This window comes from Janibacter sp. CFPM2_SD2 (assembly GCF_057364645.1).
Window position 1 is genome coordinate 1 of the sequence record NZ_JBNFOF010000065.1, and the last position, 14,727, is coordinate 14,727.

The following is a 14,727-nucleotide window of genomic DNA, read 5'->3' on the forward strand; positions in this document are numbered from 1 at the left end:
CGGCCGTGACCGACACGCCGCGGTCGCGGTCGTCGAGGAGGCGGGCCAGCGGCGGCGGAGGCACCGTCGACGCGCATCGTGCCGAGGCCCACGCCGAGCGAGCACGGCGGATGCCCGAGACGGAGTCGACCCCTGCGAGGCCTTTCGGTGCATCCCGTGGGCCGCGAGGACCTCCGTGATGCGGTCCGCGGGTGCTCCGCGGACCTTGCTCAGGTACCCGACGAGCACCGGTTCGACGAGGTCCGCCGAGCGGCCCCGCAGCGCGGCGAGCCGACTGGCGGAGCCCCCTTCGTCATCGCCGGAGACGACGGCCAGGACGTCCTCGCGCAGCGGACCCACGCGGCGGTCGACGCCCGGGCCTGCTCGCGCCGGGCCAGACGGGCCATGACGATCGTCGCGACGAGCACGACGAGGGTTCCGAGGAGGATCCAGAGGGTGAGTCGCAGGATCCAGGGTTGGACGACGATCTCCACGGTCACCCGCGGTCGAGGAGCGCGGTGACGCGGTGTACCAGCTCCCGGGGGCTGAAGGGCTTGGTGAGGTAGTCGTCGGCGCCCGTGCTGAAGCCGGCGTCGACGTCGACCTCGCGGGCCCGCGCGGTGAGCAGGATGACCTTGGTCCGGGCGAGCTCGCCGTCGTCGCGGATCGCGCGGAGCACGTCGAGGCCGGAGCGACCGGGCATCATCACGTCGAGCACGGCCAGGTCCGGGCGGTGCTCGCCGATGGCGTGCAGCGCCTCGTCGCCGTCAGCCACCGGCACGACGGTGTACCCGGCATTGGCCAGCTTGAAGGCCACCAGGTCTCTGATGTCGGCGTCGTCGTCGGCGACGACGACGGTCCGCTCGATCATGTGCGACCTCCGCGATGAATCGTGGTGTACCGCAACCCTAGGCGCCATGCCCGGGTCACGCAGGATGAGTGCTGACGACGAAGGGGGCCACCGCGCACGTAGCGCAGCGGCCCCCCAGCCGTGTGTGGTCGAGACTCAGGCGGTCTCGTCCTCGTCGTCGAGCTTGATCGAGCTCGTCTGCTGGACCTGCATGAGGAACTCGTAGTTCGTCTTGGTCTTGCGCAGCCGGTCGATGAGCAGCTCGACGCCCTGCTGTGTGTCGAGGGCAGCGAGCACGCGACGCAGCTTCCACATGATCTTCAGCTCCTCGGGCGCGAGGAGGATCTCCTCGCGGCGAGTGCCGGACGCGTTGACGTCGACCGCGGGGAAGATGCGGCGGTTGGCCAGGCCACGGTCGAGCTTGAGCTCCATGTTGCCGGTGCCCTTGAACTCCTCGAAGATCACCTCGTCCATGCGCGAGCCGGTCTCGACGAGCGCGGTCGCGAGGATGGTCAGCGAGCCGCCGTTCTCGATGTTGCGGGCCGCGCCGAAGAACTTCTTCGGCGGGTAGAGCGCCGCGGAGTCGACACCACCGGAGAGGATGCGCCCGCTCGCCGGGGCGGCGAGGTTGTAGGCGCGACCCAGCTTGGTGATCGAGTCGAGGAGCACGACGACGTCGTGGCCCATCTCGACGAGGCGCTTGGCGCGCTCGATGGCCAGCTCGGCGACCGTCGTGTGGTCGTCGGCCGGGCGGTCGAAGGTGGAGGCGATGACCTCACCCTTGACCGCGCGCTGCATGTCGGTGACCTCCTCGGGGCGCTCGTCGACGAGGACGACCATGAGGTGGCACTCGGGGTTGTTGGTCGTGATCGCGTTGGCGATCGACTGCATGACCATCGTCTTGCCGGCCTTGGCCGGGGCGACGATGAGGCCACGCTGGCCCTTGCCGATCGGGGCGACGAGGTCGATCATCCGCGTGGTGAGGACGTTGGACTCGGTCTCGAGGCGCAGGCGGTCCTGCGGGTAGAGCGGCGTGAGCTTGCCGAACTCCGCGCGGCGCTTGGCGTCGTCGGGGTTCATGCCGTTGACCGTCTCGAGCTTGGCGAGCGGGTTGTACTTGCCGCGGTTGCCCTTGGTCCCGACGGTCTGCTGCTGCGGCTCCTCGCCCTCGCGGGCGGCCTTGACCTGACCGGTGACGGCGTCACCCTTGCGCAGGCCGTTGCGCTTGACCATGCCGAGCGGCACGTAGACGTCGCCCGGGCCGGGCAGGTAGCCCGAGGTGCGCACGAAGGCGTAGTTGTCGAGGACGTCGAGGATGCCCGCGACCGGGACGAGCACGTCGTCCTCGGAGATCTGCGGCTCGGTGTCGTCGAACTGCTGACCGCCGCCGCGACGCTTGTCCCGGTTGCGGTTGCGGTTGCGGTTGCGCCGGCGGCCGCCGCGCTCGTCGTCGCCGCCCTGCTGGCCGCCGCCCTGGTTGCCACCCTGCTGGTTGCCACCCTGGTTGCGGTTGTCGTTGCGGTTGCCGCCCTGACGGTCGTTGCCGCCCTGGTCGTTGCGGTTGCCGCCCTGGTTGCGACCGCCCTGCTGGTCGTTGCGGTTGCCGCCCTGACGGTCGCCCTGCTGACGGTCGTTGCCGCCCTGCTGGCGCTCACCGCCCTGCTGACGGTCGTTGCGGTCGCCGCGCTGCTGGCGGTCGTTGCCACCCTGCTGGCGGTCATTGCCCTGACGGTCGTTGCCGCCGCGACGCTCGCCGGAGTCGCGCTGGCCGCGCTCCTGCTGGTCGGTGTCCTGCTGGCCGCGCTCCTGCTCGGCGGGGGCCGACTCGCGGGAGGGGCGCTCCCGCCCCTTCGCCTCGGGGGCGGCCTGCTCGGCCGCAGCAGCCTGCTCGACCGGGGCGCTCTGCTCGGCCGAAGTGCCCTGCGCTGCCGAAGTGCCCTGCGCTGCCGAGGTGCTCTGCGCTGCCGAGGTGCTCTTTGCCGCGGACTTCGCCGGGGCGGGCGCGGAGGAGCCGGACTGCTGGGCGCGGATGGCGGAGATGAGGTCGCTCTTGCGCATCTTGGCGGTGCCGGTGATCCCCATGCTCGAGGCGAGCTGCTGGAGCTGGGCGAGGCGCATGGCGCTCAGGGCGCCGGAGCGACGGGGCTGCTCGCTGGTCGCGGGAGCAGCGCTGTCGCCAGTCGTGGTGTCGGTCACGAAGGACCCTTCCCTCGTTGGGGCCACCCGGGACGGGCAGGCCTGATGAATCCCGTCAAGAGCGGGACGACTTGTCACTGATCCCCACGGCTGCGTGCCGGACCCGGAGGCCGATGGCACTCACGTGGGAGGAGGCTCCGGCCCATCGTGTGCGACTCGACGACGTCGCCGAGGCACCGGACCTGAAGGAGCACCGCCAATGTATCACTGCGGTGCCGGGTGAGGGATCACCCGCGCAGCTGCACCCCGTGCGCGGGCACCCCGGGGGTGAGCACCTGCCAGCCGGCGGCCACCTCGGCCGTCACCCGACGGACCTCGTCGACACGGTCGGCACCGGCGAGGACGAGCACGGACGGCCCGGCACCGGAGATCGTCGCGGCGAGCCCCGCGGCCCGAAGGGCGTCGACGAGCCCCATGCTCTCCGGATAGCTCGGGCGGCGCGCCTCCTGGTGCAGCAGGTCCGCGGTGGCCTCGACGAGCAGCTCGGGGGCGCTCGTCAGCGCATGGACCAGCAGGCCGGTGCGCGCGGAGTTGGCCGCGGCGGTCGCCAGGGGCACGACCTCCGGCAGCACCGAGCGGGCGGTGTGCGTGCTCAGCGTCGTGCCCGGCACGAGCACGACCGGCGTGATCCGCGGTCGAGGCGAGGGGACGGTCCGGTCCGCGGCAGCGCGCGCCCGCCTCGGTGACGGAGAGCGTCGCCCCACCGAAGACGCTGGCGGACGAGTTGTCCGGGTGCCCCTCGAGAGCGGCCGCGATGGCGTTGACGACCTCGAGGTCGAGCTCCTCCCCCGCGAGGGCGCCGCCGCGCACGGCCAGGGCGTGGGCAGCTGCCACGCCGGTGACGATCGCCGTCGCCGACGAGCCCAGGCCGCGCCCCGTGGGGCACCGCGTTTGGTCGCCTCAAGCAGCAGCCCGGCCGGAGACGTGACGCCGAGGTGCTGCCAGGTGGTCGCCATCGTCCGCACGACGAGGTGGCTCTCGTCGCGGGGCACCGAGTCGGCGCCCGAGCCCGTGACCTCGACCTGCAGGCCGGGCTGCTCGGTCACGGTGACCGTGCACTCGTCCCACACGCCGAGCGCGAGCCCGACGCAGTCGAATCCCGGGCCGAGATTGGCGCTGGACGCGGGCACCGCGAGGGTGACCGACGTCCCGACGGGGATCGACATGCTCAGTCCTGCAGACCGAGCTCGCGGGCGATCGCGTAGGCCTCGGCGGGCACGCTCACGGGCGCGACGTCGGAGCCGTCGGCATTCTTCAGGGCCCACTGCGGGTCCTTGAGGCCGTGGCCGGTGACCGTGCAGACGATCGTCGCGTCGGCCGGGACCCGGCCAGCGGCCGAGGCCTTGAGCAGGCCGGCGACCGAGGCGGCGGAGGCCGGCTCGACGAAGATGCCCTCGCGCGCGGAGAGGATGCGGTGGGCGGCGAGGATCTCCTCGTCGGTGACCGCCTCGATGCGCCCGCCGGACTCGTCACGGGCGGCCTCGGCCTGCTGCCACGAGGCGGGGTTGCCGATGCGGATGGCCGTGGCGATCGTGTCGGGCTCGTCGACCGGGTGACCCAGGACGATCGGCGCGGAGCCGGCGGCCTGGAATCCCCACATCTGCGGGGTGCGGGTCGACACCGGCGCCAGCGTGCCGGAGACGCCCTCGGTCTCGGTGGCGTACTCGCGGTAGCCGCGCCAGTAGGCGGTGATGTTGCCGGCATTGCCGACGGGCAGGCAGTGGATGTCCGGGGCGTCACCGAGCGCGTCGACGATCTCGAAGGACGCGGTCTTCTGCCCCTCGATGCGCGCGGGGTTGACCGAGTTGACCAGCTCGACCGGGTAGGTCTCGGCGAGCTTGCGGGCCACGTCGAGGCAGTGGTCGAAGTTGCCGTCCACCTGCAGCAGGGTCGCGCCGTGCGCGATCGCCTGCGAGAGCTTGCCCATCGCGATCTTGCCCTCGGGCACGAGGACGGCGCAGGTCATGCCGGCCTTGGTCGCATAGGCGGCGGCCGACGCCGAGGTGTTGCCGGTGGAGGCGCAGATGACGGCCTTGGCCCCCTTCGCCGCGGCCATCGACATCGCGGTCGTCATGCCGCGGTCCTTGAAGGACCCGGTGGGGTTGAGGCCCTCGTACTTGACGTGGACCTGCGCGCCGACGAGCTCGCTGAGGTGCTCGGCGGGGATGAGGGGGGTCCCCCCTTCGCGCAGGGTGACGGTCGGGGCACCGGCCAGCATCGGCAGCCGGTCGGAGTACTCGGTGATGACGCCGCGCCACTGGTGGGCTGCCATGTGTCAGTTCCCTTCAACACGCATGACGGAGGTGACCTCGTTGACCGTCTCGAGCCGGGCGAGCTCGGCGACGGTCGCGGAGAGTGCGGCATCGGTCGCCGCGTGGGTGACGATGATGAGCATCGCCCGCGCCTCGCCGTGGTCGTCGGTGACCACCTGCTGGCGCACGGTCTCGATGGACACGCCGTGGTCGGAGTAGACCTGCGCGACGCTCGCGAGGACACCCGGACGGTCGGCCACGTCGAGGCTCACGTGGTAGCGCGTGATCGCCTGCCCGATGGGCAGGACCGGCAGGTGCGCATAGGCGCTCTCGCCCGGCCCGCGACCGCCGGTGACCCGGGTGCGCGCGACGGCCACGATGTCGCCGAGCACGGCGCTGGCCGTCGGGTCGCCGCCGGCGCCCTGGCCGTAGAACATCAGGTCGCCCGCGCCCTCGGCCTCGACGAAGACCGCGTTGTAGGCCTCGCGCACGGAGGCGAGCGGGTGGCTGAGCGGGATGAGCGCCGGGTGCACCCGGGCGGAGATGCCCGGGGTGCCGTCGGGGCCCTCGACCCGCTCGCAGATCGCGAGCAGCTTGACGGTGCAGTCCATGTCGCGCGCCGCCGCGATGTCGCGGGCGCTCACCTCGGTGATGCCCTCGCGGTGCACGTCGGCGCTGCCGACCCGGGAGTGGAAGGCCAGCGAGGACAGGATCGCGGCCTTGGCCGCCGCGTCGAATCCCTCGACGTCGGCGGTCGGGTCGGCCTCGGCGTAGCCGAGCGCCTGGGCGCGCTCGACCGTCTCGGAGAATCCGGCGCCCGTGGAGTCCATGGCGTCGAGCACGAAGTTCGTCGTGCCGTTGACGATGCCGATGACCCGACGGATCGAGTCGCCGGCGAGCGAGTCGCGGATCGGGCGCAGGATCGGGATCGCCCCGGCGACCGCCGCCTCGTAGTAGAGGTCGACGCCGTGGTCGGCGGCCGCCGCGTAGAGGGTCGGGCCGTCCTCGGCGAGCAGCGCCTTGTTGGCCGTCACGACGGAGGCGCCGTGCTCCATCGCCGAGAGGATGAGGCTGCGGGCCGGCTCGATGCCGCCGATGACCTCGACGACGATGTCGGCGCGGGTCACCAGCTCGGCGGCGTCCGTCGTGAAGAGCGCCGGGTCGACGCCCAGGTCGGAGCGGTCGCGGCCGGCGCGGCGCACCGCGATGCCGACGAGCTCGAGCGGGCGACCGATGCGCTGGGCGAGGTCGTCGGCCTGCGTGATCAGCTGGCGGGCGACGCTGCCACCGACGACGCCGCCACCGAGCAGGGCGACGCGAAGGGGGGTCTGCTGGTCGGTGGTCATCGGACCTCCTGCGGGGCGGGCTCGTCCACGTCGAGGGCGAGCAGGTCGTCGATCGTCTCGCGACGCACGATGACGCGCGCGACGCCGTCCCGCACGGCGATGACCGGCGGGCGGGGGGTGTGGTTGTACTGGTTGGACAGGCTGCGGCAGTAGGCACCGGTGCCGGGGACCGCGATGAGGTCACCGGGCGTGATGTCGGCGGGCAGGTACTCGTCCATGACGACGATGTCGCCGCTCTCGCAGTGCCGCCCGACGACACGGACCAGGCGCGGGCCGGCGCTCGACGTGCGGCTGGCGAGGGTGCACGAGTAGTCGGCGCCGTAGAGCGCGGTGCGCACGTTGTCGCTCATGCCGCCGTCGACGCTGACGTAGGAGCGGATCGCGTCGTGGGCGACCTCGACGTCCTTGACCGTGCCGATCTCGTAGAGGGTGAAGGCGCTCGGGCCGGCGATCGCACGGCCGGGCTCGATGGAGATCCGCGGCAGCGGCGCCTCGGGGTGCCCGTCGCGCAGCTCCTTGAGCTCGCGGTCGACGAGGGCGGCCATCTGGCTGCCGAGCTCGCCGGCGGTCAGCGGGGTGTGCTCGGAGGTGTAGGCGATGCCGTAGCCACCACCGAGGTCCATCTCGGGCATCGCGATGCCGTGGACGTCGGCGACCTCGGTGTGCAGCGCGACGAGCCGTCGGGCGGCGATCTCGAAGCCGGAGACGTCGAAGATCTGGCTGCCGATGTGGCTGTGCAGCCCGAGCAGGCGCAGGTGCTCCCCCTTCGCCACGATGGCGTCGATCGCGGCGCGGGCCTGGCCGCCGGCGAGGGAAAAGCCGAACTTCTGGTCCTCGTGCGCCGTCGCGATGAACTCGTGGGTGTGGGCCTCGACGCCGACGGTCACGCGGACCATCACCGGCGCGACGACCCCGAGCTCGGCGGCGACGGCGGCGACGCGGTCGATCTCGGCGAAGGAGTCGACGACGATCCGGCCGACGCCGTACTCCAGCGCCTGGCGCAGCTCGGCGACGGACTTGTTGTTGCCGTGCAGGGCGATCCGCTCGCCGGGGAAGCCGACGCGCTGCGCGACGGCGAGCTCGCCACCGCTGCAGGTGTCGAGGTTGAGCCCCTCCTCCATGACCCAGCGGGCGACCGCGGTGCACAGGAAGGCCTTGCCGGCGTAGTAGACGTCGGCACCGGCCACGGCGTCGAAGGGAGCGGTGAAGTCGTCCCTGAACGCCCGTGCGCGGGAGCGGAAGTCGTCCTCGTCCAGGACGTAGGCGGCGGTGCCGAAGTCACGGGCGATGTCGGTGACGGGCAGGCCCGCCACCGCGAGCACGCCGTCGGCACTGCGCTCGACGTTGGCCGGCCACAGCTGCGGCAGGAGCTCGTTGACGTCCTGCGGCGTCGGCAGCCACTGGGGCGCCGCCCCGTAGCCGTCGGCGTGGAGGATGCCGGCCTCGTGGGCCCTCATGTTCGTCGCCATGCCGGCCTCACATCCGCTCGGGCGCGGAGACGCCGAGCAGGTCGAGGCCGTTGGCGAGCACCTGGCGGGTGGCGTCGTTGAGCCACAGCCGGGTGCGGTGCGTGTCGGTGATCTCCTCGTCGGAGCGCGGGCGCACGCGGCAGGTGTCGTACCACTTGTGGAAGTGGCCGGCGAGGGTCTCGAGGTAGCGCGCGACCCGGTGCGGCTCACGCAGCTCGGCGGCATGGGCAACGACCCGCGGGAAGTCGCCGAGCGTCGCGAGCAGGGTCGCCTCGGTCGGGTGCGACAGCAGGCCCGGGTCGAAGGCGTCCTCACGACGCACGCCGTCCTCGGCCGCCAGACGGGCGACGTTGAAGGTGCGGGCGTGGGCATACTGCACGTAGAAGACCGGGTTGTCGTTGGTCTGCTTGCGCAGCTCCTCGCCGTCGAGGCTGAGCGGGCTGTCCGCGGGGTAGCGGGCCAGCGAGTAGCGCACGGCGTCGGAGCCGATCCACGAGATGAGGTCGCGCAGCTCGACGATGTTGCCGGCGCGCTTGGACAGCTTGGCTCCGTCGAGGTTGACCAGCTGCCCGATGCGGATCTCGATGTTCTTCGTCGGGTCGTCGCCCGCACAGGCGGCGATCGCCTTGAGCCGGGAGACGTAGCCGTGGTGGTCGGCGCCGAGGAGGTAGATCTTCTCCGGGAATCCGCGGTCCTTCTTGCTCAGGTAGTAGGCGGCGTCGGCGGCGAAGTAGGTCGGCACACCGTCGGCGCGCACGAGCACGCGGTCCTTGTCGTCGCCGAAGTCGGTCGTGCGCAGCCAGACGGCACCGTCGCGGTCGTCGACGTGGCCCTGCTCGCGCAGGCGGGCGATGGCCTGCTCGACCGCTCCCCCGTCGTGCAGCGTCTTCTCCGAGAACCACACGTCGAAGGTGACGCCGAAGTCCTCGAGGGTGCTGCGGATGTCGGCGAGCTGCGCCTCGTAGCCGATGGAGCGGGCGGTCGCGAGGGCCTCGTCGGCGGGCAGCTCGAGCAGGTCGGGGCGCTGCTCGAGGGCGGTCGCGGCCAGCTCGTCGACGTAGGCGCCGGGTAGGCCGCCCTCGGGGTGGGCTCCCCTTCGCCGGGCGAGGACCGAGGCGCCGAAGTTGTCCATCTGGGCGCCGGCGTCGTTGATGTAGTACTCGGCCGTGACGTCGGCGCCGGAGGCGGCGAGCAGGCGGCGCATCGAGTCGCCGAGCGCGGCCCAGCGGGTGTGGCCGATGTGCAGCGGGCCGGTCGGGTTGGCCGAGATGAACTCGAGGTTGACCACGTGGCCGGCCATCGCGTCGTTGCGGCCGTAGTCGGCGCCGGCCTCGACGATGGTGCGCGCGAGGGCACCCGCGGAGGCGGCCTCGAGGGTGATGTTGAGGAAGCCGGGGCCGGCGACCTCGACGGAGGCCACGCCCTCGGCCTGCTCGAGGCGGGCGGCGATCGCGGTCGCGACGTCACGGGGCTTCATGCCGGCAGGCTTGGCGAGCTGCATCGCGACATTGGTCGTCCAGTCGCCGTGGCCCTTCTGCTTCGGTCGCTCGACCCTGATCCCGGTGGGCACCTCGACGGTCAGGTCGCCGGCCTCGACGGCGGCGGTGAGGGCGGCACGGATGGCGTCGACAAGCTCTTCGGGGGTCACGGTCGCTCAGTCTAGGTGCGCTACCACGTGCGTCGATGCGCTGGCCGATTCTCGGGACGCCCACCCCCGGTGCTAATCTCACCGGGCACCACCCCGCCTCCGTAGCTCAGGGGATAGAGCACTGGTTTCCGGTACCAGGGGCCGCAGGTTCGAATCCTGCCGGGGGCGCGTTTTTCACGAAAGGCCGGCCGAGCACTCGCTGGCGGCCCTTCGTCGTCTGCGGGCTGGGTCGAGCCGCGCACCGCGAGTCGAGGTACCCCCGACCGGCTATTCGGTCGCGATCACCTCAACCCAGAGGCAGGCGAAGGGGGTCGACGCTCAGCCGGTCTGCACGACCTTGGGGATCTCGGGGGTCGGCGCCGTGACCACGGGGGTGCCGGCGTCGTCGCCCGGCTCGTCCGTGCCGGTGCCCGGGTCGTCGGTCCCCGGCTCGTCCGTGCCCGGCTCGTCCGTGCCCGGGTCGTCGGTGCCGGGCTCGTCGGTGCCGGGCTCGTCGCCGCCCGGATCGTCCGTACCGGGGTCAACCGTCCCGTCGTCGCTGCAGTCGGGCGCGGTGACGGTGACGCTGTCGAGCAGCTCCCCCTTCGCCCCGTAGAGGCTGTAGATGTGCTCGCCCTCCTCCATCGCGATCGCCTGGGTGCGGCTGCCCCCGGGGCTGACGAAGGTCCCGAGCTGGACGAGGCGTCGACGGCGTAGGCGATGAAACCGTTGTCCGTGCCGGTGTTGTCGTAGTCGAAGGGCAGGACCGGCGGCTCGAGGGACTGCTCGGTCGGGTTGGTGCACGTCGGCTCGGTGAAGGCCCCGTCGACGACCGCCGCGGCGACCCGGTCGTTGGGGAACACGTCGGACGTCGGGTCCGGCGATCCCTCGGGACACTCCGGCGCGGTCACGGTGAGCTCCTGCTCGCCCCCGGCGACCTCGCGCAGCCGGTGCTCGCCGCTGGCGATCGGCGCGAGGGTCTCGGTGACCGTGGTCTGCCCCTCCTGCAGCGCGGTACGTGAGTAGCCGGACTGGTCGTCGACGGCGAAGAGGATGTTGCGCCAGGAGGTCACCGCGGTCGGCACCGTGTACGTCACCACGGGCGAGGGCGCGCCGTGGTTGCGGCACGACGCCTGCGTCTCCCACTCGACGACCTGGAAGCTCCCCTCGACCGGCGCGGAGGTCGCGGCGGGCGCCGCGATCCCGACGAGAGCCACCCCCAGCGCTCCGGACATGACCCAGCTCGGCAACGTGCGCATGGCATCTCCCCTGGTCCTTGCGCGGCCCATCGCCGCGCCGGCAGTCACAAGATAGCGGCACCACGACGTGCGAAGGGGGCCGACGACACCTCGTCGGCCCCCTTCGTCCTGCCTGGGGTCAGAGGTCGCGGTGGACCTCGAACTCACGCACGTCCTCGGCGGCGGAGTCGCCGTTGCGGGCCAGGTTGGTGATCGCCAGCGCGAGGCCTCCCCAGATGACGAGGATCGCGACGATCATCATGATGATCGCGGTGGTGGTCATGACTGCTCACCTCCGTCGACGGCCACGGTCGGGTCCTCGAGCGAGACGTCCTTGCGCCACGGGATGAAGGACAGCACGATCGCGATGATCGGCAGCGCGATGACCATGCCCCAGCCGAAGACGTTGAGCAGGTCGGCCGGGTAGTCCTCGTAGGGCGCGGCGAGCTTGTCCCGCAGCGCCTGCCAGAGCATGACGATCAGCAGGATCGGGACGACGACGGCCACGAGCGCCGGCCACCAGCCCTTGAGCTTGACCGAGCTGCGCGCGTCGAGGTGCTCGCGCAGCACGGGCAGCTTGCGGAAGACGTAGGTGACGGCGAGCATCATCACGGCCGCGACGGCGATGATGCCGAAGCTGTTGACGAAGGCGTCCATCGTGTCGAGCACGTAGAGCCCACCGGTCGTCGCAAACATCAGCACGCTGATGACGGCGATCGGCACACCCACGACGAAGGTCGCCGCGAGGCGGGAGATGCCGACCTTGTCGCGCACGGCACCGATGATCACCTCGACGATCGAGATGAGCGAGGTGATGCCGGCGAGCAGCAGCGAGACGAAGAAGAGCACGCCGATGATGACGCCGCCGGGCGCTTCGTTGATGATCGTCGGGAAGGCGATGAAGGCCAGACCGATGCCGCCGCTGCCGAGGACCTCGCCGACAGAGGTGCCCGCCGTCGTGGCCATGAAGCCGAGGGCGGCGAAGACACCGATGCCGGCGAGCAGCTCGAAGCCGGAGTTGGAGAAGGCGACGACCGCACCCGAGCCGGTCATGTCGGTCTTGCGGCCGACATAGCTGGCGTAGGTGATCATGATGCCGAAGCCGACGGAGAGGCTGAAGAAGATCTGCCCGACCGCGGAGATCCACACGGCGCCGTCGGTCAGGGCACCCCAGTCGGGGGTGAAGAAGGCGTTGAGCCCCTCCATCGCACCGTCGAGCGTCAGCGCCTGGATGACGAGCACGATGAAGGCGAGCACGAGCACCGGGATGAAGACGACGGCCGTGCGGCCGATGCCGGTCTGGACGCCGAGGGCGAGCACGCCGATCGTCACGACCCAGACGATGACCATCGTCCAGGTGATCTCGGGGACGAAGTCCATCGTCGGCCCGGGGGCCTTGGCCCGCTGCAGGTAGTCGTGCATGAAGTACGTCTCGGGGTCGTCGCCCCAGCCCTTGGTGAAGGACAGGGCCGCGTACTTGCTCGCCCACGCGAGGATCGCCGCGTAGTAGACGGCGATGATCACGCAGATGAGGACCATCCACCAGCCGAGCCACTCGGCGCCCCGGCCGAGACGGCGAAGGGAGAGCGGCGCCGACCCGCGGTAGCGGTGACCGATCGCGTAGTCGAGGTAGAGCAGCGGGATGCCCGCGAAGAGCAGCGCGCAGAGGTACGGGATGATGAAGGCTCCGCCGCCGCCCTCGTAGGCGACGTAGGGGAAGCGCCAGATGTTGCCCAGGCCGACGGCCGAGCCGATGGCCGCGAAGATGAAGACCTTGCGTGAGGAGAAGCCTTCCTTCGCGGGGGCCTGCACCTCTGGTGTGCTGGACATGTCACTCTCCTGGTGTCGGATGAACCCCAGCATGTTCCAGTATCCGCCCCAGATGTGGCCCACGCCACGCCGACTTCGCCCCGATCCGCCGGCCGCCCGGCATCACGATCGCACCAGGAGCGTCACTTCATGAGCACCCCCTCCCGCCGCAGACTCGCCAAGGGCATCGCCTGGACCGCGCCGGCCATCCCCATCGCCGCCACCGCCCCGTCGCTCGCCGCGTCCGAGAGCGAGATCCCGAGCATCGACGAGGGCCGCAGCCACGGCACCCGCTGCCAGGGCAGCTCCCAGGGGCGGCCGGCTACAACAAGGGCTACCGCGTCTTCCTCGCCGTCGAGCCCGCGACCGCCCCGGCCCCGGTGCTCGTCTCCGTGGTCAACGGCAGCGGCGAGACCCAGACCGTCGTCTCCGGCCCGATCGCCGTCTCCGGCGAGCCCGGCGTCTACGAGTACGTCGTCGAGGGTGGCTCCAGCTCGACCTCGCTCGACATCACCTACACGATCGGCGACGGCCCGGTCACGGCCGGTCGCGTCCAGACCAGCCCGTACTGCGCCGGCTACCAGTACTGAGCCCTCTCCCCCTTCGCGGAGAGACATACCTCGACCCAGCCCTCCGTGCGGAGTGCTGGTGAGGTCTGTCTGCAGGCGGACAAAGGGGGTCACCCCCGCTGCGTGGAGTCCGTCACCTCGCCCACGAGCTCCTCGATGACGTCCTCGAGGAAGACGACGCCCAGCGTGGAGCCGGCGTCGTCGACGACGCGGGCCAAGTGGGTGCCGGTGCGCTGCATGGTCGCCAGCACATCCTCGACCTCGTCGGCCGGCTGGACCGTCGCCATGCGGCGCAGACGCTTGCGGGGCACCGGCTCGGCGCGCTCGGTCTCGTCGGCGTAGAGCACGTCCTTCAGGTGCAGGTAGCCCATGAGCTCGCCGGACTCGTCGGTCGTCGGGTAGCGCGAGTACCCGTAGCGGGCCACGAGCCGCTCGATGTCGTCGGGCGTCGCGTCGCGCGGCACGGTCACCAGGTCGGCGACGGGCACCCCGACGTCGCGGGCGTCCTTGTCGGAGAACTCGAGGGCCGCGCCGACGAGGCCGTACTTCTCGGTCTCGACGAGCCCCTCGCGGTGCGACTCGGTGACGATGTGCTGCACCTCCTCGGCTGTGAAGGCCGAGCCGACCTCGTCCTTGGGGTCGATGCCCATGGCCCGCACGAAGGCCTTGGACACCCAGTCCATGACGAGGATGACCGGCTTGGCGATCTTCATGACCCACATGAGCGGCGGCACGAGCATGATCGCGGAGCGCTCGGGGCCGGCGATGGAGAGGTTCTTGGGGACCATCTCGCCGACGACGACGTGCAGGTAGACGACGATCGCGATGGCCAGGACGAGCGAGGCCGCGTCGGTGAAGGCGTGCGGCACGCCGATGCCCTCCATGACGGGGTGCAGCGCGTGGTGCAGCGCCGCCTCGGAGATGGCACCGAGGAGCACGGAGCAGATGGTGATGCCCAGCTGGCAGGTGGCGAGCAGGACACCGGTGTGCTGCAGGGCGTCGACAGCGATGGCCGCGCGCTTGTTGCCGGCGTCGGCGAGGGGCTCGAGCTGCGAGCGCCGCGCGGACATCGCGGCGAACTCGGCGCCGACGAAGAAGCCGTTGGCGAGCAGCAGGGCGACGGTGATGAGCACGGTCGTCACTGGAGCTCACCCCCCTTCGTCCCACGCTCGTCGCTCGAGGCGTCGCCCTCCGCGGGGGCCTGCCGGACGAAGCGGAGGCGGTCGACGCGGCGGGTGTCCATATCGGTGACGGTGACCTGCCAGCCGTCGAGCGACGACGTCGCCGACCCTCGGGGACCCCGGGCCGAGCCGTCGGCCACTGGACCCCAGCCCGCCCGGACCGGGTCTGCCGGTCAGGCCCGCGGCCCCTCGGGCCACCGTCGCCGCGGAC

The 14,727-nt window shown here is 71.5% G+C and carries 14 protein-coding genes, 1 tRNA gene and 1 pseudogene; 2 read left to right on the top strand and 14 right to left on the bottom strand.

Going from position 1 to position 14,727, the window contains the following annotated elements:
- Positions 1 to 209: 209 nt before the first annotated feature.
- The 9 genes and pseudogenes from AC2W7J_RS08080 to argS form a co-directional block, all read right to left on the bottom strand.
- Complete coding sequence (locus tag AC2W7J_RS08080) at positions 210 to 473, bottom strand: hypothetical protein (RefSeq protein ID WP_485982032.1); 264 nt, start codon at positions 471 to 473, stop codon at positions 210 to 212.
- A gap of 2 nt (positions 474 to 475) precedes the next feature.
- On the bottom strand, positions 476 to 850 hold the full coding sequence (locus AC2W7J_RS08085; RefSeq protein ID WP_485982033.1) for a response regulator transcription factor: 375 nt from the start codon (positions 848 to 850) through the stop codon (positions 476 to 478).
- A gap of 135 nt (positions 851 to 985) precedes the next feature.
- A complete protein-coding gene (gene rho, locus AC2W7J_RS08090; protein ID WP_485982034.1) occupies positions 986 to 3,025 on the bottom strand; it encodes a transcription termination factor Rho in 2,040 nt (679 codons plus the stop codon).
- A 227-nt stretch (positions 3,026 to 3,252) separates the two neighbouring features.
- Entirely contained in the window at positions 3,253 to 3,729 is a 477-nt protein-coding gene (locus tag AC2W7J_RS08095) for a homoserine kinase (protein ID WP_485982040.1), read from the bottom strand.
- 55 nt (positions 3,730 to 3,784) lie between these two features.
- Positions 3,785 to 3,859 (bottom strand): annotated as a pseudogene (locus AC2W7J_RS08100) (hypothetical protein); the annotation flags it as partial.
- A gap of 334 nt (positions 3,860 to 4,193) precedes the next feature.
- A complete protein-coding gene (thrC, locus tag AC2W7J_RS08105; RefSeq protein ID WP_255185603.1) occupies positions 4,194 to 5,297 on the bottom strand; it encodes a threonine synthase in 1,104 nt (367 codons plus the stop codon).
- Between the two features lie 3 nt (positions 5,298 to 5,300).
- Complete coding sequence (locus tag AC2W7J_RS08110) at positions 5,301 to 6,623, bottom strand: homoserine dehydrogenase (protein WP_255185602.1); 1,323 nt, start codon at positions 6,621 to 6,623, stop codon at positions 5,301 to 5,303.
- Positions 6,620 to 8,080, bottom strand: coding sequence for a diaminopimelate decarboxylase (gene lysA, locus AC2W7J_RS08115; RefSeq protein WP_421007270.1), 1,461 nt, complete (start codon positions 8,078 to 8,080; stop codon positions 6,620 to 6,622). Before lysA ends, AC2W7J_RS08110 begins: the two co-directional genes overlap by 4 nt.
- A gap of 19 nt (positions 8,081 to 8,099) precedes the next feature.
- On the bottom strand, positions 8,100 to 9,740 hold the full coding sequence (argS, locus tag AC2W7J_RS08120; protein WP_485982035.1) for an arginine--tRNA ligase: 1,641 nt from the start codon (positions 9,738 to 9,740) through the stop codon (positions 8,100 to 8,102).
- A 95-nt stretch (positions 9,741 to 9,835) separates the two neighbouring features.
- Between argS and AC2W7J_RS08125 the strand changes: the two genes are divergently transcribed.
- Positions 9,836 to 9,908 (top strand) — tRNA-Arg (locus AC2W7J_RS08125).
- A gap of 150 nt (positions 9,909 to 10,058) precedes the next feature.
- Here AC2W7J_RS08125 and AC2W7J_RS08130 read toward each other — a convergent pair.
- The 4 genes from AC2W7J_RS08130 to AC2W7J_RS08145 form a co-directional block, all read right to left on the bottom strand.
- Positions 10,059 to 10,523 (bottom strand): hypothetical protein, encoded by a 465-nt coding sequence (locus AC2W7J_RS08130; RefSeq protein ID WP_485982036.1) that lies wholly within the window; start codon positions 10,521 to 10,523, stop codon positions 10,059 to 10,061.
- Between the two features lie 573 nt (positions 10,524 to 11,096).
- A complete protein-coding gene (locus AC2W7J_RS08135; RefSeq protein WP_255185599.1) occupies positions 11,097 to 11,240 on the bottom strand; it encodes a methionine/alanine import family NSS transporter small subunit in 144 nt (47 codons plus the stop codon).
- Positions 11,237 to 12,787 (bottom strand): sodium-dependent transporter, encoded by a 1,551-nt coding sequence (locus tag AC2W7J_RS08140; RefSeq protein ID WP_485982037.1) that lies wholly within the window; start codon positions 12,785 to 12,787, stop codon positions 11,237 to 11,239. The genes AC2W7J_RS08135 and AC2W7J_RS08140 overlap by 4 nt, the downstream gene beginning before the upstream one ends.
- A gap of 122 nt (positions 12,788 to 12,909) precedes the next feature.
- On the bottom strand, positions 12,910 to 13,056 hold the full coding sequence (locus AC2W7J_RS08145; RefSeq protein WP_485982038.1) for a hypothetical protein: 147 nt from the start codon (positions 13,054 to 13,056) through the stop codon (positions 12,910 to 12,912).
- Between the two features lie 90 nt (positions 13,057 to 13,146).
- Here AC2W7J_RS08145 and AC2W7J_RS08150 point away from each other — a divergent pair, with 90 nt between their 5' ends.
- Positions 13,147 to 13,356, top strand: coding sequence for a hypothetical protein (locus AC2W7J_RS08150; RefSeq protein WP_485982039.1), 210 nt, complete (start codon positions 13,147 to 13,149; stop codon positions 13,354 to 13,356).
- Between the two features lie 89 nt (positions 13,357 to 13,445).
- Here AC2W7J_RS08150 and AC2W7J_RS08155 read toward each other — a convergent pair whose 3' ends face one another.
- A complete protein-coding gene (locus AC2W7J_RS08155) occupies positions 13,446 to 14,477 on the bottom strand; it encodes a hemolysin family protein (protein WP_255185594.1) in 1,032 nt (343 codons plus the stop codon).
- Positions 14,478 to 14,727 lie beyond the last annotated feature (250 nt).

Coding starts and splice junctions, on each gene's coding strand:
- thrC (WP_255185603.1), bottom strand. CDS start 5,297: ATGGCAGCCCACCAGTGGCGCGGCGTCATCACCGAGTACTCCGACCGG.
- lysA (WP_421007270.1), bottom strand. CDS start 8,080: ATGAGGGCCCACGAGGCCGGCATCCTCCACGCCGACGGCTACGGGGCG.
- AC2W7J_RS08135 (WP_255185599.1), bottom strand. CDS start 11,240: ATGACCACCACCGCGATCATCATGATGATCGTCGCGATCCTCGTCATC.
- AC2W7J_RS08085 (WP_485982033.1), bottom strand. CDS start 850: ATGATCGAGCGGACCGTCGTCGTCGCCGACGACGACGCCGACATCAGA.
- AC2W7J_RS08110 (WP_255185602.1), bottom strand. CDS start 6,623: ATGACCACCGACCAGCAGACCCCCCTTCGCGTCGCCCTGCTCGGTGGC.
- AC2W7J_RS08140 (WP_485982037.1), bottom strand. CDS start 12,787: ATGTCCAGCACACCAGAGGTGCAGGCCCCCGCGAAGGAAGGCTTCTCC.